Here is a 22,745-nt window from a genome sequence, read left to right as displayed (position 1 = left end):
CAGCCGCGCTCTGGCGCGTCGCGGCGGTGGAGCGTCCCGTGCGCAGGTCAGGCCCAGCCTTCGAGCACGATCTTGCCCTTGGCCCGCCCGCTCTCGATCAGCGCGTGGGCGCGGCGGAGGTTGGCGGCCGAGATCGTCCCGAACGTCTCGGCGACCGTGCTGCGCAGCGTGCCGGCATCCACCAGCCGCGCCACCTCGTCGAGCAGGCGGCCCTGCGCGTCCATGTCGGGCGTGCCGAACATCGAGCGCGTGAACATGAACTCCCAATGCGTCGACACGCTCTTGCGCTTGAAGGGCAGCACGTCGAGGGCGGCGGGATCGTCGATCAGCGCGAACCGGCCCTGCGGCGCGATCAGCTGGCCGATCTCCGGCAGGTGCCGGTCGGTGTTCGTGGTCGAGAACACGAAGGTCGGTGCGATCCCGAGCCCCGCGATCTCGGCGGCGAGCGGCCGGGTGTGGTCGATGACGTGGTGCGCGCCCAGATCCCGGCTCCACTGCGCGGTCTCGGGCCGCGAGGCCGTGGTGACGACGGTGAGATCCGTCAATTGCCGAACGAGCTGGGTGGCGATGGAGCCCACGCCCCCGGCCCCGCCGACGATCAGGATGGCGGCGTCGGCGCCCGGCACGGCCCGGCGGATGTCGAGCCGGTCGAACAGCGCCTCCCAGGCCGTGATGGCGGTGAGCGGCATCGCCGCGGCCTCGGCGAAGGAGAGCGCGGCGGGCTTGTGCCCGACGATGCGCTCGTCCACGAGATGCAGCTCGGCATTGGTGCCAGGCCGGCCGAGGGCGCCGGCATAGAACACCGCGTCGCCCGGCCGGAACCGCGTCACCTGCGCGCCGACCCCCTCGACGATGCCGGCGGCGTCGTAGCCCAGGATCTGCGGCGCCCCGTCGGCCGGCGCGCCGCGCATCCGGACCTTGGTGTCGACCGGATTGACCGAGACCGCCCGCACCCGGACGAGGAGGTCGCGCGGACCCGGCACGGGCTCGGCGATGTCAAGGTCGATCAGCGCCCTCTCGTCCGCGATGGGCAGCGATTGTGTGAAGCCGACGGCACGCATGGGAGTGTCTCCTTGTCGATGAGGGGCCGCGTCAGCTGCGGCCCCCGCGGGAGGGCAGCGCGCTGACGGCGATGCCGAGGATGATCGCCCCGGCGCCGAGGATGAGGTCGGGGCCGGGCGCCTCGCCGAGCGTCGTCGTGGCGATCGCAAGGCCGGTGACGGGGACGGCGAGCATCGCCGTCGCCATCGCGCTCGCGGGAAGCCGGCGGCTCGCGGCGTTGACGGCGCAGAAGGCGAAGGCCGTGGCGAGCGGGCCGACAAAGACGAGGCAGGCCCAGAAGGCCGCCGATCCGTCGCCCGTGAACGGCCCCTCGACCGCGACGGCGAGCGGCAGCAGCACGGCGGCGGCCAGCAGCATCTGCCAGGGCGCGAGCTGCACCGCCGAGGAGACCGCGCCTCCGTAGCGCAGGTGCAGGATGCAGACCGCCCAGGCGGCGGAGGCCGCCAGCAGCATCGCGTGGGCGGCGACGATCGCCCCGTCCCGCCAGTCGATGGCGTGCGGATTGAACAGGACCAGCACGCCGAGCCCCGCCAGCCCGATCCCGGCCCAGCGCCGGCCCTCGATCCGCTCGCCGAAGATCAGGACCGCGGCCGGCACGACCCAGATCGGCGTCGTGTAGCTCAGGATCGCCGAGCGTCCGGCGGGCAGATGCGTCATCGCCAGCGCCCCGAGCGCGGTGAAGAGCATCATCTGGAGCAGGCCGATGGAGGCGAGGACGGGCAGGTCGGCCCGCCGGGGCCGCCGAATCTCGCCGCGCACAGCCTGCCAGCCGAACAGGCAGGCCGCACCGAGGGCGAAGCGCAGGGCCGAGAACCACAGCGGCGAGACGTGGTTCAGCCCGAGCTTCATCACCGGCCAGTTCGCGCCCCAGAGCAGGATCGCGCCGCCGAGCAGCAGGGCCGGGCCGCCGCGCGAGACCCGCCGCACCACCGCGCCGCCGAGACCCTGCACCGGCCGGGAGAACCCAGGCGCGGCCGAAGCCGACAGGGTGCGGCGGGCGGAGGCGGGCGGAAGGGTGACCGAGGCGGACATGACTGGCCTCTTCGAGGGCGGGGCCACGCGGCCCCGGCGGGGAAGCGCCGATCGGCATGATCGAGCCCGGCCAGGATGCGCCCGACCCTTTGATCCGGGAAACGCATAGTTCTGATCGGTGCGATCGGATTTCCTTCTAGCTCAGAAGCCTAAGCCGTTGCCGGCGAGAAGCCGGGCGCGTAGCTGTGTCGGATCCAAGCAGGAAATCGAATGATCGATGCGCCATCCCGACCTTGAGATCGATCTGCTGCGCGCCTTCGTGGCGGTGGCGGAGACCGGCAGCTTCACGGCGGCGGCCGATGTCGTGCATCGCTCGCAATCGGCGGTGAGTCAGAAGGTCTTGCGCCTGGAGGAGATCCTGGGGCGGCGGGTCTTCGACCGCACCAGCCGCACCCTCGGCCTGACGCCGGACGGCGAGCGCCTGCTCGTGGCCGCGCGGCAGATGCTGGAGTTCAACGACAAGCTGATGCGGGAATGGCGCGAGCCGCCCGCCAGCGGCACGCTGCGGCTCGGCGTCTCGGAGGACTTCATCCCGGGCCAGCTCCCGAAGCTGCTCGCCCGCTTCGGCCGGCTCTATCCGGGGGTGCATATCGACCTGATGACTGGTCTGAGCTGCACCCTGCTGGAGGCCTACGACGCCAACCGCCTCGATGCGGTGATCGCCAAGCGCAGCGGCGCCCATCCGCGCGGGCGCGTGATCTGGCGCGAGCCGCTCGTCTGGCTGGCCTCGGCCCGGTACGAGCTCGATTTCACGAGGCCCGCCCGGCTGGTGATGCTGGCCCCGCCCTGCAGCTACCGCGAGATGATGATCGCGGCACTCGATTCCGTGCGCCGGGAATGGACCGCCGCCTGCACCGCCAGCAGCCTGACCGGCGTGCAGGCGGCGGTGGCCGGCGGCCTCGGCGTGACGCTGCTCGGCCGCTCCTTCCTGCAGGAGGGGATGCAGATCCTGCGCGCCCCCGACCTGTGGCCGGCCCTGCCGATGACGGAGGTGAGCGTGCTCGGCGAGGAGCGGGCCGCCGACCTCGTGCAGCCGCTCATCACCTTCCTCGGCGAGAGCCTCGCCGGGCGCGACGAGGCCTGCCTCGCCGCGTAACGCCCGAAGGCCGAGCCCTTCGGCGGGCGCCGGGGCCGCGCCGCGGCTGCCCCTCAAACCGCGCGGTAGCGCGCGGCCGGCACGGCGCTCGACAGGTGCGGCAGCATGGTCGCGCGCGCCGCCTCCCAGGCCTCCCACTCGGCTGCGTCCTGCAGCGAGGGGATGGTGGCGAACTCGCCCCGGTCGAAGCCGGCCAGCGCCGCATCGACGAGATCCTCGGCCGACATCACCCAATCCTGCGGCAGGTTGCTGGCGGGCAGCCCGGCGATGTCCCAGAATTCCGTGCCGGTGGCGCCGGGCAGGACCACCTGCACCGCGACGCCGGTGCCGTCGAGTTCCTTGCGAAGGCTTTGGCTGAAGGCGAGCACGAAGGACTTCGAGCCGCCGTAGACGCCGTTCAGCACCTCCGGCCCGATGGCGACGATCGAGGCGATGTTGATGATCGCGCCCTTGCCCCGCGCGGTGAAGGCGGGAACGGCGGCGTAGGTCAGGCGCATCGGTGCGGTGACGTTGATGGCGATCATCCGCTCCATCTCCTCAACGGAGGCTGCGGCGAGCGGCGCGGCGCTGCCGAAGCCGGCATTGTTGACGAGATGCGTGATGCGCGCATCGCTCCTCAGGATGGTCTCGACCGCGGCGAGACCCGCCGGGCTCGTGAGGTCGGCCTCGACCGTGCGCACCGCGACGCCGTGGCGGTGGCCGAGGTTTTCCGCCACGGCCGCGAGTCGCTCGCCGTTGCGGGCGACGAGGATGAGGTCGTGGCCGCGTCCGGCGAAGCGGTCGGCGTAGACGGCGCCGATGCCCGAGGAGGCGCCGGTGATGAGGACGGTTCCCTTTGAAGCGGTCATGATCGTGGTCCTTCCGAACGGCCGTCCGGCTCCCGGCCGGCGGCGATGTCAGGACACTACGGCTGGACGCTTTTGTCCGAAATGACGTAGAAACGTCAAATCAGGACATGCTGAGGGGCGGCCATGCGGCAGGTCGGGTTCATCCTGGAGGACGGCTTCCAGGTGATGGGAATGGCCGCCCTGTCGGCCTTCGAATTCGCCAATGGGGATCTGGGCCGGGAGGCCTACCGCCTCACCGTCATGTCCGAGCGCGGGGGAAGCGTCCGCTCCTCGCTCGGCATCCGGATCGAGACCGTTCCGCTGACCGAGGCGCCCGACACGCTGATGGTGGCCGGCGAACTGCTGCCGCGCCCGCTCTCGCCGGCCCTGCGCGACTACATCGCCCGGGCGGGCCGGACCTCGCGCCGGGTCGCGGGACTGTGCACGGGGGCCTTCGCCCTGGCCGAGGCCGGCCTCCTCGACGGCCGCACGGCCACGACGCACTGGGCCCATGCCCGGGCGCTGCAGGAGCGCTATCCCGCGATCCGCGTCGACGACGACCGCATCTTCGTCTCCGACGGCCATGTCTGGACCTCGGCCGGGATGAGCGCGGCGATCGACCTGACGCTCGCCCTGATCGAGGACGATCACGATGCGGAGCTGTCGCGAGCGATCGCGCGCAAGCTCGTCGTCTATCACCGCCGCCCCGGCGGCCAGTCGCAGTTCTCGGCGCTGCTGGAACTGGAGCCCCGCTCCGGCCGCGTGCGCCGCGCGCTCGTCTACGCCAAGGAGCACCTGCGCAACCCGCTGACGGTGGAGGAGCTGGCGGAGGCCGCCAGCGTCAGCCCCCGCCAGTTCAGCCGCCTCTTCCGCGAGGAGACCGGCCAGTCGCCAGCCAAGGCCGTGGAGCGGCTGCGGCTGGAAGCCGCGCAGGCCATGATCGAGGACGGGCGCCATGCGCTGGACGTGGTCGCCCGCGACACCGGCTTTGCCGACCGCGACCGGATGCGCCGCGCCTTCCTGCGCGCCTACGGCCAGCCCCCGCAGAGCCTGCGCCGCAGCCTGCGCCTGATCGAGAGCCCGCCCGCCTCCGCGGCCTGAGGGCCGCGTGCCGGGACGAGTCGAAGCTGGGGACGGCGCCGCACGGCCGGAACCTCGGCGGGCGCGAGCGGCGTTCCCGCAGAGCCGACCGGCAAGGCGTCCAAGACGGAACACGATGGCAAAGCCCAAGATCGCGCCGAAGACCCTGTCCAAGGCCGCAAGGCCGGCGACCGCCAAGCCTAAAGCCTCCAAGCCGAGAGCCTCCGAGTCCAAAGCCGTCGAGCCGAACCATGCCGACGCCCGCGAGGCCCGGGTTCTCGACGATCAGGAGACGGGCGCCGCGCCGCTGATCCCCACGGGGGCGCTGGCGGTGGCCCTGCTCGGCTTCGCCTCCGGGACGGCGCACCCGCTGGTCCACGTGGCGCGCGACGGGCGGCGCCTCGACGAGATCGCCGCGCTGCTGCGGGCGCTGGCGCCGGAGCGGGCGGTCGCGGTCTACCCCGAGTGGGATTGCCTGCCCTTCGACCGGGTCTCGCCCTCCCGCGGCACCATGGGCGCACGCACCGGCGTGCTGCGCTGGCTCACCGACCGCGCGGCGCTGCCCGACATCGTGCTCACCACCGCCCCCGCCCTGCTGCAGCGCGTGCCGCCGCCGGAGACCTGGGGCCCGGCCCATGTCGAGCTGCGCGTCGGCGAAAGGCTCGACCCGGAGGCGCTGACGGCGCAGTTGCAGCGGCTCGGCTACATCCTCGACGACCGGGTCGACGAGCCCGGAGAGGCGGCCATCCGCGGCCGGACCATCGACGTCTTCCCGGCCGCCGCCCCGCTGCCCTGCCGGGTCGAGCACGAGGAGGGGCGCATCACCGCGATCCGCTCCTACGATCCGGTCTCGCAGCGCTCCCGGGTCGAGACCGAGCGGCTGGTGATCGATCCGGCCACCGAGATCATCCTGGGGCCGGATTCGGGCCTGTCCCTGGAGCCCTTCACCGGCCAGGAGCACTGCCTGGCGCGGTTCTATCCCCGCCTCGTCACCGTGCTCGATTACGTGCCCGAGGCCCGCCTCGTGGTCGAGGCGGGGGCGGAGGAGCGCGTCGCCGCCTTCTTCGAGCAGATCGCCGAGGCGCGCGAGGGGGATGCGCCGGCAACGGATCTCTACCTCACGCAGGCGGAATGGGCGGCGCTCCTGCGCGATCACAGCCTCGCCACCGCCACGAGCGAGAGCGGGGAGCGCGTCGCGCTGCCGGCCTTCGTCGGCGAGCGCCGGCCCGAGGCCGCCTTCGCCAAGGCCCTGCGCACGCATCTCGAGGCGGGCGAGCGGGTCGTGCTCGCCGGCCCGAAGCAGCCCCTGCGCCGCCTCGTGCGGGCGGCGGCCGCCGCCAGCGAGGAGCGGAGCTTGCGCCTGATCGACGGCTGGGCCGAGGTCGCCGCTTCCGAGCCCGGCGCGATGCTGGCGCTGGAAGCGCCGCTCGAGGCGGGCTTTCGCGTGCCGGAGAGCGGCGCGACGGTGATCGCCGCCGCCGACCTGTACGGGCGGGTCGGCGCGGGGGTGATGCGGCCCGCCGCCGTGCTGCCGATCGGCGAGGTCGAGTTGCGGGTCGGCGACGTGGCGATCGACCGCGACCACGGCCTGTGCGTGTTCGAGGGGTTGGAGACGATCGGCAGCGGCGGCGAGGGGGAGGAGGACGCCCTGCGCCTGCGCTTTGCCGACGACGCGATCCTGATGGTGCCCGTGGCCCAGGCCGACCGGATCTGGCGCTACGGCTCGGAAGCCGAGGCCGTCACCCTCGACCGGCTCGACGGCGGCACCTGGGCCCGGCGGCGCCTGGAGGCGGAGGCCACGCTGGCCAAGGCGGCGCGCGCCATGCTGAAGGCGGCCCGGGAGCGCCGCAGCGCCCGCGCCCCGGCCCTGGTCCCGCCCGAGCGCGAGATGGAGCGCTTCGCGGCGGGTTTCGGTCATCCGCTCACCGGCGATCAGGCGCGGGCGGTCGAGGAGACGCTGGCCGACCTCGCCCAGGAGGAGCCGATGGACCGGCTCGTCTGCGGCGATGTCGGCTTCGGCAAGACCGAGGTGGCCCTGCGCGCCGTCGCCGCCGCGATCTTCGCCGGGCGGCAGGTCGCGGTGATGGCGCCGACCACGGTGCTGGTGCGCCAGCACGTCGAGACTTTCCGGCGGCGCTTTGCCCGCTTCGGCATCGAGGTGGCGCATCTCTCGCGCCTCGTCGCGCCGGCGGAGGCCAAGCGCGTCAAGCAAGGCCTGGCCGACGGCAGCGTGCGTCTCGTGGTCGGCACCCAGGCCCTGGCCGGGCGCGGCGTCAGCTTCCACGATCTCGGCCTCACCGTGATCGACGAGGAGCAGCGCTTCGGCGCCAAGACCAAGGCGAGCCTGCGGCAGGCGGCGGGCAGCGCCCACATCCTCACCTTGAGCGCCACGCCGATCCCGCGCACCCTGCAGGCGGCGATGGTCGGCCTGCAGAGCCTCAGCGTGATCGCCACGCCCCCGGCGGTGCGCCAGCCGATCCGCACGGTGATCGCGCCCTTCGCGGGCGAGACGCTGACGGCGGCGCTGACCCGCGAGCACCGCCGCGGCGGGCAGAGCTTCGTGGTCTGTCCGCGCATCGAGGACATCGCGCCGATGGCCGAGCGGCTGCGCGCCCTGGTGCCGGATCTGTCCATCGTCACCGCTCACGGGGACATGAAACCCGCCGAGATGGACGACGCCATGGTGCGCTTCGCGGAGGGCGAGGGCGACGTGCTGCTGGCGACCAGCATCATCGAGAGCGGGCTCGACGTGCCGCGGGCCAACACGATGCTGATCTGGGATGCGGAGCGGTTCGGGCTGGCGCAGCTGCACCAGCTGCGCGGTCGCGTCGGGCGCGGGCAGCGGCGCGGCGTCGTCTACCTGTTCTGGCAGCCGGACAAGCCGCTCAGCCCCTCGACCGAGAAGCGGCTGCGCACGCTGGAGGCGCTCGACCGGCTCGGCGCGGGCTTCGCCATCTCCGCCCGCGACCTCGACCTGCGCGGGGCGGGCGACCTCGTCGGCGAGGACCAGACCGGCCACGTCAAGCTCGTCGGGCTCGGCCTCTACCAGCACCTGCTCCAGCTCGCCCTGCGCGCGGCCAAGGGCGAGGCGGTCGAGGATTGGTGCCCGGAGGTGCGCATCGGCCTGAACGGCCGCGTGCCGGACGACTACATCCCCGAGCCCGAAATCCGCCTGAGCCTCTACACGCGCCTCCTGCGCCTGCGCGCCGAGACCGAGATCGATGCCCTGCGCGACGAGATCGAGGACCGTTTCGGGCCGCCGCCGCAGCCGGTCGAAGCGCTGTTCACCCTGGCGCGGCTGCGCACGGGCTGCCTCGCCCTCGGGATCGCCCGCCTCAGCGGCGGTCCGCACGGGATCGCGGCCGAGTTCCGCCCCGGCAAGGCGCCCCCGGTCATGCCGGTCTCGGACGGCATCACGCTGCGCGAGGGGCGCGTCGTCCTGCGCCGGGAGAGCGACGATCCGGCCGAGCGCGGACGGCAGGCGGCCGCGCTCCTCGAACATCTGCGCGCGGCCTGCGACCGGCGCGGCTGAGCCACGCTGAAGCGAAGAACCCCTCCCGGCCGCCGTGACCGGGAGGGGCCGCGGGCCGTCAGCCCGGAGCGAGGCCGAGGAGGGTTCCGAGCGGGACGACGAGGGTGAAGCCGCCGTAGAAGCCGTCCTTGGCGCGGCGCGCCGTGTAGGGGTTCCAGAACGTGTTCGGGTTGACCACGTACTGCACTACCGGCTCCAGGATCACGCCCGCGCCCACGTCCAGATGCGCGTTGGCCTCGAACACGAACTTGTCGCGCGAGTACGGGGCGCCCGTGCCGCCCGAGATGAAGTTCGCCTCGGACAGGAACTGCGTGTAGTTCTCGTTCAGCCGCTGCCAGTTCACCTTCAGCCCGTAGGTGTCGTTGGGCCGGCTCTGGTCGGGCGCCTGCAACAGCACCCCGAAGAACGAGTTGAAGCGGATCGGGATGGTCGGGTCGAAGGCGTAGCCGGTGCCGGTGTAGAGCGCGATCGCCGTCGGGGTCGGGTTGGCCACCTGCCCGCCATCGGCCCGCCAGACCGTCTGCGTGCCGGTGAGCACGAGGCCCGAGGTGCCCGCCTTCTGCAGGGCCGGCGTGCCGGGGTTGAGGCCGCGCGAGGTGCCCAGCACCGTCCTGAAGTTGTCGTCGTGGTCGGCGGTGTTGACGAAGCCGGTCAGCGAGGCGCGGCCGGGATAGGCGGTCATGCCGTAGTCGGTCTTGTAGCCGATCTCGGTCATCACCAGCGCGCCCGAGAGCCGCTCGTAGCCGAAATCGTAGCCTGAGAGCGCGTTGGTGCCCGGGTTCACCGAGAAGGCGCCGGCCTGGATGTAGGTGGTGGGCGAGAGCTGGTAGGCGGCGTTCGCCCCCCAGACGGCGTAGAGCGGCGAGGTGAAGCCGGCGTTGAAGTAGAACAGGTCCTGGAAGCAGGAGTTGATCGAGTTGCAGGGCGGCAGGCCGTAGTAGCGGTCCGGGTGGGTTCGGCCGAACTCGATGACGAGGCGGTCGTCGAGGAGCTTCTGCTGGTAGGTGAGCAGGGAGAGGCGGTTGTTGTTGGGGTTGAAGGGCGGCTGGTAGCCGAGCGTGGTGTCGCCGATGTCGGCGGCCATGTTGAGGTTGCGCACGAGGCCGAAGAAGGTCTGGGTGAACTTGATGGTGCCGCCGGAGATGTTGGCGATTCTCTGCATGTCGGCGGTCATGGAGAGGACGAAGTAGGCGGAGTTGGACTGTTCGCCGGTGCGCAGGCCGGCCGAGGGGTTGGCTTGGTAGAAGTCGTAGATGTTGATGTCGAAGGTGAGCCCGCGCGCGGCCATGTCGGTGGCCCAGGGGGCGAGCGGCCCGACGCGGACGGGATCGGCGGGTTTCTCGGCGATCCTGGGATCGGTGCGGGGCTGGGTCTGATCGTTGAACTGGCCCACCGGCGAGGGCTGCTGCGCCAGCGCGCTGGTCGCCCCGGCGAGGCTGGCCGCCAGCAACGCCCCGGTCGCCCAGGCCGCCCGTCCGGATCGAGCCGATCCCCGCTCCGTTCCCACTCCGCCGCGTTGCATCCTGCGATCCCCTTGTTGTGTCGGTTGCGATCAAGACTTCGCTGATCTTGGGAGTTGCTGCGTTGCGTGAAGCGCAATCGCGGCCCTCCCCGATCCGCCGGACGGACGGACGATTCCCCGAAGACAACCGACCGCCGATGCCCGATTTCTTGGTTTCGACCGAACCTTCGGCGGCCCTTGGCAAAGGCATGGCCCGGTTCGATTCTATAGCAACGTGGTCAAACTGTAGGCTTTTGCTTCTTTTTTGACCATGTTTTTATTGTATTACAATGCTGTCACCGAACGGGTGCTTGGGTCAACTCTGGATTTGGCTTTCGTGGATTTTGCAGCATTGCCTGTGCGCTCAAGCCACAGCGTGTGCAAGGCCTTCGATCCGCACACAGGAATTTTGCTGCAGAGAAACGGGCGATCCCTTGGGGAAATGCCATGCCTGAGATCGTGGGAGGAGCGCGGCGGTCGTTTCGGAAGACGGGCACCTGTCTTCATGGGTGCAGACACAGCAACGCGCTCAAAAGCGAGGCATCCGGCCGGGGTTCGATCGGCTCGCCCAAGATCCGGCAAGTCTGAAGCGGTCGACATCGACTCGGATCGCCGCATCGGCGCGTCGGAGATGTGGGCTGCCGTCGCCATGCGAAGCCGCGTCGCCGCCGAGTCGGGAAGGGCCTGGGGCGAGGCGGGAACGGCCTGAGGCGCCGGCGCGGGCGGCTCCCTCCCGCTTGAAGGCCGCCTCATGCGGTTTCGGTTCGATCGCTTCGGGCGGCTCTCGCCACGGCGAGGCGGAGCGATTCAGCGCTCCGGCACGGTCCGGAGGGGGCGCGCCGCCGGGTGGCTTTGCCGGGTCTCGCAAAGGCGACCCGAGACGGACGCCTCGGGCATCGCGCGCAAGCGCGACCGGACGATGGGGCGGAGGCGCGTCGTGCCGGGCGGCGTGCTCGCGGCCGGCCGCGGCGAAGGCGTCGCGGCAAAAAAAAGCCCGCGGCATCGCTCGGGATGCCGCGGGCTCGGTCCTATGGGTCGTCGCGCCGCGTTCAGGCGGTGGCGCGCTTCGGCTTCCCCTTGAGGGCCGTGTCGACCGGGAATTCGATGTCGACACCCAGCGTCGAGACGCCCGCGCCGCGCTCCAGCTTGATCTGCACCTTGTCGCGCTCGACCGTGACGTGCTTGGCGATCACGTTCAGGATCTCCTCGCGCAGCGTGATGATCAGGTCGGGTCTGCCGTTCTCCGCGCGCTCGTGCGCGAGAATGAGCTGCAGGCGCTCCCGGGCGACGGAACTCGATCCGCGCGGTTTGAGGAAGGTCAGAACGCTCATGCGGCCCTCCGTGTGAACAGCTTGTTGATCAGGGATTTGCGGTCGGAGGGGATCGCCATCGGCACGGTCTCGCCCTTCAGGCGGCGCACGGCGTCGATGTAGGCCCGCGAGGGCGCGCAGAGCGGGTTGTTGAGCGTCACCGGGCAGCCGACATTCGAGGCGCGCAGGACTTCGAGGCTCTCCGGGATGATGGCCAGCAGCGGGATCGAGAGGATCTCGAGCACGTCGTCGACCTTGAGCATGTCGCCGCGGTCGGCGCGGGCGGGGTCGAAGCGGGTCAGGATCAGGTGCTTCTCGATATGGTCGCCCTTCTCGGCGCGGACCGTCTTGGAATCGAGGAGCCCGATGATCCGGTCGCTGTCGCGCACCGAGGAGACCTCGGGGTTCGTCACGACCACCGCCACGTCGGCGTGGCGCATGGCGAGCTGGGCCCCGCGCTCGATGCCGGCGGGGCTGTCGCAGACGATCCAGTCGAACTTCTCGCGCAACTCGCCCATCACCCGCTCGACGCCCTCGTCGGTGAGCGCGTCCTTGTCGCGGGTCTGGGAGGCGGGCAGCAGGGAGAGGTTCTCGAGGCGCTTGTCGCGGATCAGCGCCTGCGGCAGCTTGGCGTCGCCGTTGGTGACGTTGATGAGGTCGTAGACCACGCGCCGCTCGGCGCCCATGATCAGGTCGAGGTTGCGCAGGCCGACGTCGAAATCGACCACGCAGACCTTCTCGCCAGCCTGCGCCAGCGCCGCACCGAGCGCTGCCGTCGTGGTGGTCTTGCCGACGCCGCCCTTGCCGGACGTGACACAAAGAACCTTGGCCATTCTCGTTTCCCCTTAACCCAAGGCTGCAATTTTGATCGCGCCGCCGTCGGACCAGATCTGGACCGCTTGACCGCGCAGGTGAGTGCCCATGTCCTCGGCCGTGCGGACGAGGCGGTCGATGCCGAGAAGCTCGGGCTCGAACTTGCGGCAGTAGATGCGTGCGCGAGGGTTGCGGGCGGCGCCCGCGATGGCCCGCCCGCGCAGGGCGCCGTAGACGTGGATGGAGCCGCCCGCGAGGATTTCGGCCCCCGAGGAGACCGAGCCCATCACGGTCACGTCCCCCTCGCGGTGGACGATGCTCTGCCCCGAACGCACCGAACCCTCGATGGTGAGGGAGGACACGCCCGGCTTCTCCTCCGCGTGAGCCGGCGCCTCGAAGGCGTCGCCCACCGGGCGTCCGTTGACGAGCCGCGGAGGAAGGGACGAGGGGAGCGGATCTCGCGCACCCTCGATGCCGAGGATGCGCAGCTTGCGGGCCGACAGCTCGGCGACGAGGCTTTCCAGCTCGGACGACGCGGGCGCGAGGCCCGTGACATCGAGGATCACGGCCTTGTCGTCGAACAGCGTGCCCGAGCGCTTCAGGGCGCCGTCCAGGAGGACGAGCCAATCGGCGAGCGGAGCCTCGGGCGCGAGCGAGACGGCGCGGAACACGCGGCCTCGCAGGGGCAGTGAGGGGCGGGAGGGAGCGGGGCTGGTCACGGGCGTTGACGTTTCCTTACCGACACGCCCATTGACCGCCGGGATGGTTACCGGCGGGTTAATTTTTACGCCAACCGGGCAAGAATTGCCGGGCAAGATTTTTCCATGGCCCGAAGGGCTGCTGCCGAAACCCTGTCGGATCAGGGGCTTGGCGCGCGGGGCAGCCCGGAAACACTGATTAATCCGGCCTGTGCCCCCAGGATCGCGTGATCCTGTGATCGCCGCGAATCGCCCTCGTTGAGGCGTGCGTCGTGTATCGGAGCGATGTTTTCCGGCGCCGCGCGGATTAACGAGCCTTTAGCGGACTACAAAGCACACATTTGATAGTCGCGAGGCTGCCGGCCTCGCCTATCATTCCCCTGGATCAGGCTCATGCGCGCCGTCGCCAACCTTCCCATCGTCGCGAAACTCGTTCTCGTCTTCGCGTTCGTCGTGGCCGCCGTGCTCGGCTCGACCTTCATCAGTTGGCGTAGCCTCGGCACGATCGAGGAGACGAACCGCTGGCGCGATCACAGCTACGAGGTGCTGCTCCAGCTCGATCGGCTCACCGGCGCCATGGTGGATCGCGAGACCGGTCTGCGCGGCTACCTCGTCTCGGCCGACCAGGGCTTCCTCGACCCCTATCACGGGGGCGCGAAGACCTATGACGAGGCCCTGGCGCGCCTGCGCGGCCTCGTCGCCGACAGTGCCGAGCAGACCCGCCGGCTCGACGCGATCGACGCATCGGCCCGCCGCTGGGTCGGGACCGTCGCCGAGCGCGAGATCGCCCTGATGCGCGACGAGGCGACCCGTGCGCAGGCCCGCCAGATCGAGGCGTCCGGCGCCGGCAAGAGCGCCATGGACGCGGTGCGCGCCGCCGCCGCGGAGATGGCCCGGGTCGAGACGGAGCTTCTGGAGGCCCGCGGCCGCACCGCCCGAGAAGCCGCCGCGGCCTCGCGCTTCGCCGTCGGCGCGGGCTTCGCGGCGCTGCTCGTGGCGGCCGGGCTCGGCATCCTGCTGCTGAACGCCTTCGTCTCGCGCCCGATCCGGCGGATGACCGGCCTGATGGGCCGCCTCGCGAACGGCGACGCGGGCGTCGAGATTCCCTACCGCGAGCGCCGCGAGGAGGTTGGCGCCATGGCGGGCGCGGTGCAGGTGTTCAAGGACAACCTGATCCGCACGCGGGCCCTGGAGGAGGAGACCGCCCTGGCGCGCGCCGGGGCCGAGGCGCAGCGCAAGGCGGCGATGCGCGAGATGGCCGACGGCTTCGAGCGCGCGGTGAGCGGGATCGTCGGCGCCGTCTCCTCCGCCGCCACCGAGTTGCAGGCCACCGCCCGGAGCATGGCCGGCACCGCCGCCCAGACGGCCTCGCAATCGAACGCCGCCGCGGTCGCCGCGGAGGAGGCGGCGACGAATGTCGGCACGGTGGCCGCCGCGGCCGAGGAACTCGGGGCCTCGGTGCAGGAGATCGGCCGGCAGGTCACCGGCTCCACCACGCTGGCGCAGAAGGCCGTGGTCGAGGCCGAAGGGACCGCCCAGCTGGTGCAGGATCTGAGCGCCGCCGCCGCCCGGATCGGCGACGTGATCGGCCTGATCTCGACGATCGCCGGCCAGACCAACCTGCTCGCCCTCAATGCGACGATCGAGGCGGCGCGCGCGGGCGAAGCGGGCCGCGGCTTCGCCGTGGTCGCGGCGGAGGTCAAGGAACTCGCCAACCAGACCGCCCGGGCGACCGACGAGATTTCGAGCCAGATCGGGCAGGTCCAGAGCATCACCGGGCAGGCCGTCTCGGCCATCGGCGACATCGCCGCGCGCATCCGCGAGATCGACGGGCTCGCCGGCTCCATCGCCGCGGCGGTGGAGGAGCAGGGCGCGGCGACCCAGGAGATCGTGCGCAACGTCTCCGAAGCCTCGGCCGGGACCGGCGCGGTCACCGGCAACGTCGCCAGCGTCGCCACCGCGGCCGAGGAGACGGGCGCGGCCGCCCATCAGGTGCTCGCCTCCGCCTCCGAGCTGTCGCGCCAATCCGAGCAGCTCGACGGCCAGGTCCGCCACTTCCTCGAGACGGTGCGGGCGGCCTGATACCGTCACCGGTCGAACGCTACGGGTTCGTCCATCGCGAGCGTCAGCGAAGCGACCCCGCACCGCGGCTTCTCCGGAAGGGTCGTGCCCCGGATTGCCGCAGCTTCGCCTCGCAATGACGAAAGAGGCCGGGCGGATCGGCCGGACAGCGTCCGAGGCGGGAGGCCGTTCGGGTTTCGGTCGATCGGTCTCATCGGCAGCCGCACGCGTTTTTCCGAGAGCGAGATCCCACGAAAAAGGCCCCGATGCGTTCGCCGCATCGGGGCCTTGTCCATTCCGATCGAGGTGAGAGAAGACCTCAGCCCGTCAGGGCTTCCTTCGAGCGCTCGAAGCGCTTGCGCTCGTTCGGGTCGAGGTGGATCTTGCGCAGGCGGATCGACTTCGGCGTGACTTCCATCAGCTCGTCGTCCTGAATCCAGGCCAGCGACTTCTCCAGCGTCATCCGGATCGGCGGCGTCAGGCGCACGGCCTCGTCCTTCGATGTGGTGCGGATGTTGGTGAGCTTCTTGCCCTTGAGCACGTTCACCTCGAGATCGTTCTCGCGGTTGTGCTCGCCGACGATCATGCCCTGATAGACCTTGGCGCCGGGCTCGATCATCATCGGGCCGCGGTCTTCGAGGTTCCACATGGCGTAGGCCACGGCCTCACCCTTGTCGTTCGAGATCAGCACGCCGTTGCGGCGGCCGGCGATCTCGCCCTTGAAGGGCTCGTAGGCCTTGAACAGCCGGTTCATGATCGCGGTGCCGCGGGTGTCGGTCATCAGCTCGCCCTGGTAGCCGATGAGGCCGCGGGTCGGGGCGTGGAAGACGAGCCGCAGGCGATTGCCGCCCGAGGGCCGCATCTCGATCATCTCGGCCTTGCGCTCGGACATCTTCTGCACGACGACGCCCGAATACTCCTCGTCGACGTCGATCACGACCTCCTCGACCGGCTCGAGCACGTCGCCGTTCTCGTCCTTCTCCAGGACGACGCGCGGACGCGACACGGCCACCTCGAAGCCCTCGCGGCGCATGGTCTCGATCAGGATCGAGAGCTGCAGCTCGCCGCGGCCGGAGACGTAGAACGAATCCTTGTCGGCGGCTTCCTCGATCTTGAGCGTGACGTTGCCCTCGGCCTCCTTGAACAGGCGGTCGCGGATCATCCGGCTCGTGACCTTGTCGCCCTCGGTGCCGGCGAGCGGCGAATCGTTGACGATGAAGGACATGGTGACGGTCGGCGGATCGATCGGCTGGGCCTGGATCGGGGTCTCGACCTGCGGGTCGCAGAAGGTGTCGGCCACCGTGCCCTTCACGAGGCCGGCGATGGAGACGATGTCGCCCGCCTCACCCACCTCGATCGGTGCGCGCTCCAGCCCGCGGAAGGCCAGGATCTTCGAGACGCGGCCGGTCTCCACGACCTTGCCGGTGCGGTCGAGAACCTTGATCGACTGGTTCGGCTTCACCGTGCCCGAGGCGATGCGCCCGGTGATGATGCGGCCGAGGAAGGGGTTGGCTTCGAGCAGCGTGCCGAGCATCCGGAACGGACCCTCCTCGACCCGGGCCTGCGGCACGTGCTTGAGCACGAGGTCGAACAACGGCGCGAGGCCGACATCCGGCGAGGCGTCGGGCGAATCGGCCATCCAGCCGTTGCGGCCCGAACCGTAGAGGATCGGGAAGTCGAGCTGCTCGTCGGTGGCGTCGAGGGCCGCGAACAGGTCGAACACCTCGTTCACGACCTCGTTGATGCGCGCGTCCGGGCGGTCGACCTTGTTGATCGCGACGATCGGGCGAAGGCCGATCTTGAGCGCCTTGCCGACCACGAACTTGGTCTGCGGCATCGGGCCCTCGGCGGCGTCGACGAGCACGATCACGCCGTCGACCATCGAGAGGATGCGCTCGACCTCGCCGCCGAAATCGGCGTGGCCGGGGGTGTCGACGATGTTGACCCGGGTATCCTGCCACACGACCGACGTCGCCTTGGCGAGAATCGTGATGCCGCGCTCCTTCTCCAGGTCGTTGGAGTCCATCGCCCGCTCCTCGACCCGCTGGTTTTCGCGGAAGGTGCCGGACTGCTGAAGCAGCTTGTCGACCAGCGTCGTCTTGCCGTGGTCGACGTGGGCGATGATGGCGATGTTGCGCAGCTTCATCGGAGATCTCGAGCCGTTCGGAAACTTGGAGCCCGGCCATAAAGCGCCGTGTCGCGGGCCGTGTTTCGACGGTCGTGACGCCAGGGTACGGATTCGGGCGGTATCGCGTCGCAATATAAGGTGTCGCCCGATCCGGCAAGTGCGGGCTGCGCCGCGCCCGGGCGGGGCAGCCATGCCGCCGCATGGTTTTTCCGGGCAAGGGCCCTCGGCGGCTCGCCTCGCCCGAGCCCACCGACTATGGCCGGAGCGTCTCCGAGAGACGGGTCGGCGCCGCCGCGGCGGTCGAGGGGAAGGGGTCCGAACATGCCTCGCTGGCGATGGTTGATGGCGCAGCTGACGCGGCGGCTCTGGGTGCGGGCCACGCTGATCGGCCTCCTGGGCATCCTGGCCGCGATCCTCGCCGCCGTGGTCGACAGCCATCTGCCCTGGACGATTCCCGGCACGATCAGCGCGGATGCCCTCGACAGCATCCTCACCGTGATCGCGTCGAGCATGCTGACCGTCACCACCTTCTCGCTGAACGTGATGGTCTCCGCCTACGGATCGGCCACGAGCAACGTCACGCCCCGCGCCACGACGCTGCTGATCGAGGACCGGCTGACCCAGACCGTCCTCTCGACCTTTCTCGGCTCCTTCCTGTTCGGCATCGTCGGCCTCGTCGTCTCGAAGACCGGCGCCTACGGCGAGCAGGGCCGCTCGATCCTGTTCGTGGTGACGATCGCCGTCATCGGCCTGATCGTGATCGCGCTGCTGCGCTGGATCGATCACCTGACCCGGCTCGGCCGCGTCGGGCAGACGACCGACCGGGTCGAGGCGGCGGCCCGGGAGGCGATCCGCGCGCGGCTGCGGGAGCCCTATCTCGGCGGCACGCCCCTGCGGGACCGGGAGGCGATCCCGGCCGACGCGCTCTTCGTGACGACCGACCGGATCGGCTACGTCCAGCATATCGACGTGCCGGCCCTCTCCGCCCTCTGCGAGAAGCGGGAGGCGGAGGTCTTCGTCACGGCGGTGCCCGGAACCTTCGTCTACCCGCACACGCCGTTGGCACGGCTGCGGGTGAGGGGCGGAGCGGCGGACGGCGAGAGGGCCGGCGCCCTGCGCGACGCCGTCGAGGCCGTGTTCTCGATCGGCGAGGAGCGCTCCTTCGATCAGGATCCGCGCTTCGGCGTCGCCGTGATGAGCGAGATCGGATCGCGCGCCCTCTCCCCGGCGACGAACGATCCGGGCACCGCGATCGACGTCATCGGCCGCGCGACCCGCCTGCTCTGCCTCTGGGCCCGCGGCGACGCGGAAGGGGAGGGCGCCGGGAGCGAGGGGCCGAAATATCCGCGCGTCCACGTCCCGCCGCTCGACACCGCCGACCTCGTCGAGGACGCCTTCATGCTGATGGCCCGCGACGGGGCCGGGCTGATCGAGGTGCAGCTGCCCATCCAGAAGGGGCTGTCGGCCCTCGGGCGGATGGGCGACGAAGCCCTCGCGGCGGCCGCCCGGCACCAGTCCCGGCTAGCCCTGGAGCGGGCCGAGGCCGCGCTCCCGCTCGAGGCCGACCGGCGGCGCCTGCGCGCGCTGGTCCGCGCGCTCGAGGCGGGCGATGCGTCGCCCGCGCCGGCCGGTTGAGCGGCGCGCGGGCGCCTTTGCTGTTGAGGACGCCGCACCCCCGCGCGGCGCGGCCCGCGATCTGCCATAAGCTGTCCGGCATGATCCACACGCTGCGACGCCGCCCGTGACCGACCGTCCCCCGATCCGCTTTCGCGGCCGCTCCTTCCTGGCGATGGTGCTGGCGCCGGTGCCGCCGGTCGATCAGTGGCTTGCCGAACTCGACGCCCTCAAGCAGCGGGCGCCCGCCTTCTTCTCTGTGCGGGCGATCATCCTCGACGTGACGGGCCTGCGCTTCGAGCGCTCGGACCTCACCTATCTCTGCGAGGAGCTGAACCGGCGCTCCATCACCATCCTCGGCATCGAGGGGATCGGCCCGACCTCGCTCGGGCCCGGCTTCCCGCCGCCGCTGGTGGGCGGCAAGCCCGTGGACGACATCGCGCCGCCCGAGCCCGGCGCCGTCACGGCGAATGCCGCCGAAATTCCCGCCGCGCCGGCGCTGGTGGTCCCGCCGGCCCCGTCCCGGCCGCGCTCCTTCGTGCTCGACGCGCCCGTGCGCTCGGGGCAGGTGATCCAGCACCTCGACGGGGACGTGACCGTGCTGGGCTCGGTGGCCTCCGGCGCGGAGGTGATCGCGGGCGGCTCGATCCACGTCTACGGCGCCCTGCGCGGCCGGGCCATCGCGGGCGCCGTAGGCGATCCCGGCGCGCGCATCCTCGCGCGCAAGTTCGAGCCGGAACTCATCGCCATCGACGGTCTTTACAAGACCGCCGACGATCTCGGCGCCACCCGCCGCGGCCAGTCGGTTCAGGCCCGGCTCGAAGGCGACGCCATCGTCCTGCTGCCGCTCGACTGAGCGCGCCTCGGGCGCCGACGCGTCCGCATCCCGACATCACCGGCCTCGGCGGCGGAAATCCGCCGCCCCATCCCGGCCCCTGGCGGAAAACCGCCGCCCGTCGCGGCGTCCGTCGGACCGATTTTGCCGGAAATGCCTTTCATTGCAGTAAATTGCAGGAAACTGCGCGCCTCCCGCATGGCTGGCATGCGCTCTGCAATGAGGGAGGGGTCACATCGACCGGCCGCAGAGCCGGCACCTCAGGGAGAAGCACCTTGCTCGAACGCCTCCGCTCCACGCGTCTTCGTCTGGCCGCGCTCACGGCCACCGCCGCCTTCCTGCTCGCGCCGAACCCGCTCTCCGCGCAGGAGGTGGTGCGGCTGGGCAACCTGAAGCTCGCGCATTTTGCCGGTGTCTCCTACGTCAAGGAGATCGCCAAGGATTGCGGCATCAGCGTCGATCTCAAGATCTTCGCCAAGGGGCCGGACATCATGCAGGCGATGCTGGCGGGCGAACTTGATGTCGGCGCCACCGCCTCGGAGGCCGCGATCTCGGCCCGCGGCAACGGTGCCCAGGTCTACATCGTCGGCGGCTTCGCCAAGGGCGGCGCCCGCCTGCTGGCGACGACGGAATCCGGCATCAAGTCGGCGGCCGACCTCAAGGGCAAGAAGGTCGGCGTCACCCGCGGCTCGATCCAGGAGGTGCTTCTCGCCGCCGAGATGGCCAAGCACGGCCTCAAGGCCCGCGACGTCAACCTGATCTATCTCGGCTACCCGGACCTCAACCAGGCGCTGCTGCAGAAGCAGGTCGACGCCATCATGCAGACCGAGCCGCAATCGGCCCAGGCCATCGCCCGCGGCTTCGGCGTCGAGGTTCTCAAGCCCTACGACACGCCGGTCGGCTCGCCGATCCGCACGCTGGTGATGACGGAGAAGTTCTACAAGGAGAAGTCGCCGGTCGCGGCCAAGTTCATGGCCTGCTTCGTCAAGGCGCAGAAGACCTTCATGGACGACCCGAAGACGGCCGAGAAGTTCGTCACGCAGGACGTGTTCAAGGGCCAGCTCACGGGCCCCGAGTTCCAGGAGGCGCTCGCCAACTCGCCCTACACGATCGAGATGAGCGCCGACCACATCCAGAAGACCACCGACGTGATGGCCCAGCATGGCATCGGCAAGATGTCGGTGCCCGCCAAGGCCGTCGACTGGGTGAAGCTCGACCTGCTCGACGCGGCCAAAGCCGCCGCCGGCACGAACTGAGGAGCCCGACGCCATGCACTCCCTTCGCCTGAAGGCGCTGGCCGAAGGCCTCGCCGTCCCCGTCGCCGCCCTGGTGATCTGGCAGCTGGCCTGCACCGCGGGGCTCGTGAACCCGCTGGTCCTGCCCTCGCCCGCCGCCGTCGCGGCGCGCTGGTGGGCCTATCTCGCCCCGCTGGAAGCCTACGATCCGGCGCACGGCTCGTGGTTCCTCTGGCTTTTCTCCGGCGAGATGCTGCACGACGCGGTGGCCTCGCTCTACCGGGTCGTCGTCGGCTTCGCCGTCGGCGCCGGGCTCGCCCTGCCGCTCGGCCTGTTCATGGGTTCGAGCGACCTGATCTACCGCCACATCAACCCGCTGATGCAGGTGCTGCGCCCGATCCCGCCGATCGCCTACATCCCGCTCTCGATCCTATGGTTCGGCCTGGGCAACGCGCCCGCCGTCTTCCTCATCGCCATCGGCGCCTTCTTCCCGGTCCTGATGAACACCATCGCCGGCGTGCGCCACGTGGACGGCATCTACATCCGCGCCGCCCGCAGCCTGGGCGCCAGCCGCATGACGATCTTCCGGCGGGTGATCCTGCCGGCGGCGACCCCCTACATCCTGTCGGGCGCGCGCATCGGCATCGGCACCGCCTTCATCGTGGTGATCGTGGCCGAGATGATCGCGGTCAACAACGGTCTCGGCTTCCGCATCCTGGAGGCGCGCGAATACTTCTGGTCCGACAAGATCATCGCCGGAATGCTGACCATCGGTGCGCTGGGCCTGCTCATCGACATGGGCGTCAGCCGCCTGAACAACCACCTGCTCCGCTGGCATCGCGGCCTGGAATCGTGAGGCACCCCATGTCCGTGCAACCGCATCCCCTCGAAGCCGTCACCCAGGACGCCGTGCCCGTCCACGCGTCGCTGCCCTCCGCCGCCTCGTCCCACGCCACGCCGCACATCGTGGTCACGGGCGTCGACAAGGTCTTCCCCGTCCCGGGCGGCGAGGTCGTCGCCCTCAAGGACATCGACCTCACCATCAACCAGGGCGAGTTCGTCTGCCTGCTCGGGCCTTCGGGCTGCGGGAAGTCGACGCTGCTCAACGCCATCGCGGGCTTCTCCCACCCCACCCGCGGCGGCATCGCCGTCGAGGGCCGCAAGGTGGCCGAGCCCGGTCCCGACCGGGGCATGGTGTTCCAGGAATACGCGCTGTTCCCCTGGATGACGGTCGCGCAGAACATCGCCTTCGGCCTGGAGATCAAGGGGATGGCCCGCGCGGCCATCGAGGCGCGGGTGGCCGAGCTTCTCGACATGCTCAAGCTCGCCGAGTTCCGCGACCGCTTCCCCAAGGACCTGTCCGGCGGCATGCGCCAGCGCGTGGCGATCGCCCGCGTGCTGGCGCTCGACAGCCCGGTCATGCTGATGGACGAGCCCTTCGGCGCGCTCGACGCCCTGACCCGCCGCTCGCTCCAGGACGAGCTGCTGCGGATCTGGGCGGCCACGGGCAAGACCATCGTGTTCGTCACCCACTCGATCGAGGAATCGATCTATCTGGCCGACCGCATCGTGGTGCTGACCTACCGCCCGGGCACGATCAAGCGCGACCTGCGGGTGGACCTTCCGCGCCCGCGCGACAGCGCCTCGGCCGCCTTCAACGCCCTGAAGCGCGACCTCTCCGCCCTCGTCACCGCCGAGCAGCACCGCTTCGAGGAAGTGGAGATGAAGGGGCTGACGACCGATTGACGGCGGCGCGGCCGCCGGAGGTTTCGGCGGCCGCGGGGCCCGCGATCGACGCGGGTCGCGGGGCTGGATCGCGTCGCCGACGCCCGCGATGACGGGGAGGCAGGAGCCGAACCGTCATGGCGCGGCGGAGCCGAAGCCGTCCGGCCTCGCGACGTAAGGCTGACTTCCCCGACCA

The 22,745-nt window shown here is 70.8% G+C and carries 17 protein-coding genes; 9 read left to right on the top strand and 8 right to left on the bottom strand.

The window, feature by feature from the left end; genetic code table 11:
- Positions 1-47 precede the first annotated feature (47 nt).
- The gene (locus ACPCJR_RS20450) at positions 48-1,061 is read right to left on the bottom strand and encodes a zinc-binding alcohol dehydrogenase family protein (protein WP_391514400.1); all 1,014 of its coding nucleotides are present in this window, start codon (positions 1,059-1,061) and stop codon (positions 48-50) included.
- Positions 1,062-1,092: 31 nt separating this feature from the next.
- Positions 1,093-2,094: a DMT family transporter gene (locus ACPCJR_RS20445; protein WP_391514402.1), complete on the bottom strand. Its 1,002-nt coding sequence runs from the start codon at positions 2,092-2,094 to the stop codon at positions 1,093-1,095.
- A 217-nt stretch (positions 2,095-2,311) separates the two neighbouring features.
- Here ACPCJR_RS20445 and ACPCJR_RS20440 point away from each other — a divergent pair, with 217 nt between their 5' ends.
- Positions 2,312-3,190: a LysR substrate-binding domain-containing protein gene (locus ACPCJR_RS20440; protein ID WP_391514404.1), complete on the top strand. Its 879-nt coding sequence runs from the start codon at positions 2,312-2,314 to the stop codon at positions 3,188-3,190.
- A gap of 53 nt (positions 3,191-3,243) precedes the next feature.
- Here ACPCJR_RS20440 and ACPCJR_RS20435 read toward each other — a convergent pair whose 3' ends face one another.
- Entirely contained in the window at positions 3,244-4,038 is a 795-nt protein-coding gene (locus ACPCJR_RS20435) for an SDR family NAD(P)-dependent oxidoreductase (RefSeq protein WP_391514406.1), read from the bottom strand.
- Between the two features lie 123 nt (positions 4,039-4,161).
- Here ACPCJR_RS20435 and ACPCJR_RS20430 point away from each other — a divergent pair, with 123 nt between their 5' ends.
- Both ACPCJR_RS20430 and ACPCJR_RS20425 read left to right on the top strand, forming a co-directional pair.
- Positions 4,162-5,118, top strand: coding sequence for a GlxA family transcriptional regulator (locus tag ACPCJR_RS20430; RefSeq protein ID WP_391514408.1), 957 nt, complete (start codon positions 4,162-4,164; stop codon positions 5,116-5,118).
- A 310-nt stretch (positions 5,119-5,428) separates the two neighbouring features.
- Complete coding sequence (locus ACPCJR_RS20425) at positions 5,429-8,629, top strand: helicase-related protein (protein WP_391514621.1); 3,201 nt, start codon at positions 5,429-5,431, stop codon at positions 8,627-8,629.
- Positions 8,630-8,687: 58 nt separating this feature from the next.
- Here the strand turns inward: ACPCJR_RS20425 and ACPCJR_RS20420 are convergent, their stop codons facing one another.
- From ACPCJR_RS20420 to minC (ACPCJR_RS20405), 4 genes are all read right to left on the bottom strand, one after another.
- The gene (locus ACPCJR_RS20420; protein ID WP_391514409.1) at positions 8,688-10,151 is read right to left on the bottom strand and encodes a carbohydrate porin; all 1,464 of its coding nucleotides are present in this window, start codon (positions 10,149-10,151) and stop codon (positions 8,688-8,690) included.
- A 1,028-nt stretch (positions 10,152-11,179) separates the two neighbouring features.
- Positions 11,180-11,461, bottom strand: a complete 282-nt coding sequence (gene minE, locus ACPCJR_RS20415; RefSeq protein ID WP_391514411.1) for a cell division topological specificity factor MinE — start codon at positions 11,459-11,461, stop codon at positions 11,180-11,182.
- The gene (gene minD / locus ACPCJR_RS20410; protein ID WP_110353290.1) at positions 11,458-12,273 is read right to left on the bottom strand and encodes a septum site-determining protein MinD; all 816 of its coding nucleotides are present in this window, start codon (positions 12,271-12,273) and stop codon (positions 11,458-11,460) included. Before minD ends, minE begins: the two co-directional genes overlap by 4 nt.
- Positions 12,274-12,285: 12 nt before the next feature.
- Entirely contained in the window at positions 12,286-12,924 is a 639-nt protein-coding gene (gene minC, locus ACPCJR_RS20405) for a septum site-determining protein MinC (protein WP_391514623.1), read from the bottom strand.
- Positions 12,925-13,344: 420 nt separating this feature from the next.
- On the opposite strand from minC (ACPCJR_RS20405), the gene ACPCJR_RS20400 reads away from it, so the two are divergent.
- Positions 13,345-15,033 (top strand): methyl-accepting chemotaxis protein, encoded by a 1,689-nt coding sequence (locus tag ACPCJR_RS20400; protein WP_391514413.1) that lies wholly within the window; start codon positions 13,345-13,347, stop codon positions 15,031-15,033.
- Positions 15,034-15,331: 298 nt separating this feature from the next.
- On the opposite strand, the gene typA is transcribed toward ACPCJR_RS20400, so the two are convergent.
- Entirely contained in the window at positions 15,332-17,158 is a 1,827-nt protein-coding gene (gene typA, locus ACPCJR_RS20395; RefSeq protein WP_110353293.1) for a translational GTPase TypA, read from the bottom strand.
- Between the two features lie 324 nt (positions 17,159-17,482).
- Here typA and ACPCJR_RS20390 point away from each other — a divergent pair, with 324 nt between their 5' ends.
- The 5 genes from ACPCJR_RS20390 (at position 17,483) to ACPCJR_RS20370 (ending at position 22,570) form a co-directional block, all read left to right on the top strand.
- Complete coding sequence (locus ACPCJR_RS20390; protein ID WP_391514415.1) at positions 17,483-18,775, top strand: DUF2254 domain-containing protein; 1,293 nt, start codon at positions 17,483-17,485, stop codon at positions 18,773-18,775.
- A 106-nt stretch (positions 18,776-18,881) separates the two neighbouring features.
- Entirely contained in the window at positions 18,882-19,610 is a 729-nt protein-coding gene (gene minC, locus ACPCJR_RS20385; protein WP_391514417.1) for a septum site-determining protein MinC, read from the top strand.
- A 254-nt stretch (positions 19,611-19,864) separates the two neighbouring features.
- Positions 19,865-20,845, top strand: a complete 981-nt coding sequence (locus ACPCJR_RS20380; RefSeq protein ID WP_391514419.1) for an ABC transporter substrate-binding protein — start codon at positions 19,865-19,867, stop codon at positions 20,843-20,845.
- 13 nt (positions 20,846-20,858) lie between these two features.
- Complete coding sequence (locus ACPCJR_RS20375; protein ID WP_391514421.1) at positions 20,859-21,680, top strand: ABC transporter permease; 822 nt, start codon at positions 20,859-20,861, stop codon at positions 21,678-21,680.
- An 8-nt stretch (positions 21,681-21,688) separates the two neighbouring features.
- Positions 21,689-22,570: an ABC transporter ATP-binding protein gene (locus tag ACPCJR_RS20370; RefSeq protein WP_391514423.1), complete on the top strand. Its 882-nt coding sequence runs from the start codon at positions 21,689-21,691 to the stop codon at positions 22,568-22,570.
- Positions 22,571-22,745 lie beyond the last annotated feature (175 nt).

The sequence above is a fragment of the Methylobacterium sp. NPDC097929 genome (assembly GCF_049543375.1).
Lineage (GTDB): Bacteria > Pseudomonadota > Alphaproteobacteria > Rhizobiales > Beijerinckiaceae > Methylobacterium.
This window is presented reverse-complemented; position numbering and strand designations above follow the sequence as displayed.